Origin of the sequence: Citreimonas sp. (assembly GCF_042096055.1) — a bacterium.
GTDB lineage: Bacteria > Pseudomonadota > Alphaproteobacteria > Rhodobacterales > Rhodobacteraceae > Citreimonas.
The window spans coordinates 3625-5392 of record NZ_JBELMH010000130.1 but is presented as its reverse complement, the minus strand read 5'-3'; the positions used below and the strand labels follow the sequence as shown (position 1 = coordinate 5392).

Here is a 1768-nt window from a genome sequence, read left to right as displayed (position 1 = left end):
GCCATGTGCACGGCCGAATGGATGGTGAAGCCCGCCGCGTTGACGCCGGCGCCGTAGGGGTCGTCGACGACCGCGCCGGTCTCGTCCACGGTCACTAGGTTCGCCGCGGTCACCTCGTCGAAGCTGAGCCCGTAGGGGTTCAGCAGGAACCGCTTCTCGCCGTTCGCGCCGTCGGGCAGGCGGGCCGAGATGTGTGTATAGATGCCGTCGTCCATGCCGTGCAGGGCGATCAGCCGGTAGGCCGCCGCCAGATCGCGCCGTACCGTGTCGATGCTTTCGGTGAGTGCTCCGTCCGCCATGGGTGCCGTCCCTCGAATGATCTGACCAAAGGGAAGGGCATCGGGTCCGTGGGAGTCAAGCAAATTGTCGACAGTCGCCAGATCTACAATTAGGCTGGGCCCATCCCGATGGCCGAGGCGGCGAATCCCGTGAGCGAGACCCAAGACAACGACGCGTTCCGCCCGCTCGACCGCGAGGGGCTGGTGCAGCGCGTCGCGCGTCTTCTGAGCAAGGCGATCGTCACCGGCCAGCTTCCGCCCGGCCAGCGGTTGTCGGAATCCGTCGTGGCCCGGCAGCTCGGCGTCAGCCGGGCGCCGGTGCGCGAGGCGGCGCGCCTGCTCGAGAATTCGGGCCTCGTGACCTACGCACCCAACCGCGGATTCTTCGTGCGCAAGATTACCGCGCGCGAGCTCGACGACCTCTACGAACTACGCCTCGTGATCGAGGTGGCCGCGGTGCGGCGGCTGATGCGCGACGGCGTCGAGGCGGCCGCGCCGGCGCTTGCGCGCCAGATCGACGAGATGCGCCGCGTCGCCGGCCCCGGTTTCGACATGGCCACGCAGGTCGAGGCCGACATGGAATTCCACCGACTGCTGTGCTCGGGCTCCGGCAATCCGAAGTTCCTGGCCGTTTTCGACCAGATTGCCGCCGAAAGTGCGCTGACGATCATGCTGATCGGACGGCTCTACGACGACCCGGTGGGTCTGGCCGAAACCCACGTGCCGATCCTCGACGCGCTGCGGTCGGGCGTCGAATCCGACGCGGTCGAGGCCATCCGCTACCACATCGACGTCGCGCGCGACGTCGTCACCGCCCAGTTCCGCGAAATGGAAGAAGACACCCGCCCATGAGATGCTTCTACGCCCCCGAGACCGAGGCCCATGACCCGGTCTTTCGCCTGACCCACGGGCGCATCCTGCGCAACGCCGAACAGGCCGAGCGCGCGCGCTTGCTGCTGGCCGGGCTGGACCAGCTGTCGTTGACGCCCGAGGCACCACCCGAGGCGGACCGCTCGGCCTTCGAGGCGGTGCACACGCCGCGCCTGCTGGCGTTCCTCGAATCCGCGTGGGACGAATGGCAGAAGCTGCACGATGCCGGCCCCGAGGTGGTGCCGAACGTTTTCCCGCGCGCGCCTGTCTCGCGGTATCCCGACAGCATCGTGGGCCGCGCGGGCTGGCACATGGGCGACACCTCCGCCCCGATCGGTCCGCACAGCTGGCGCGCCAGCCGTCGCGCCGCCGATTGCGCGGTCGCCGCCGCCGACGCGGTGCTTGGGGGCGATCGTGCCGCCTACGCTCTCTGCCGGCCGGCCGGGCACCACACCACCGCCGACATCGCTGCCGGGCACTGCATGATGAACGTCTCGGCCATCGCGGCGGCGCGGCTGCGCACGCGGCACGAACGCGTCGCGACGCTGGACATCGACACGCATCACGGCAACGGCACGCAGGGCATCTTCTACGACCGCGCCGACGTGCTGACCGTGTCG

General features: G+C 69.4%; 2 protein-coding genes and 1 pseudogene. 2 read left to right on the top strand and 1 reads right to left on the bottom strand.

Features of this window, described 5'->3' with window-relative positions; genetic code table 11:
• A partial coding sequence (locus ACFDTC_RS17255) for a class II aldolase/adducin family protein (protein WP_375260115.1) occupies positions 1-299 on the bottom strand: 299 nt, incomplete at its 3' end.
• A 129-nt stretch (positions 300-428) separates the two neighbouring features.
• Between ACFDTC_RS17255 and ACFDTC_RS17250 the strand changes: the two genes are divergently transcribed.
• The gene (locus tag ACFDTC_RS17250; RefSeq protein ID WP_375260114.1) at positions 429-1130 is read left to right on the top strand and encodes a GntR family transcriptional regulator; all 702 of its coding nucleotides are present in this window, start codon (positions 429-431) and stop codon (positions 1128-1130) included.
• Positions 1127-1768 (top strand): annotated as a pseudogene (locus tag ACFDTC_RS17245) (histone deacetylase family protein); the annotation flags it as partial. The gene ACFDTC_RS17250 and the pseudogene ACFDTC_RS17245, both read left to right, overlap by 4 nt.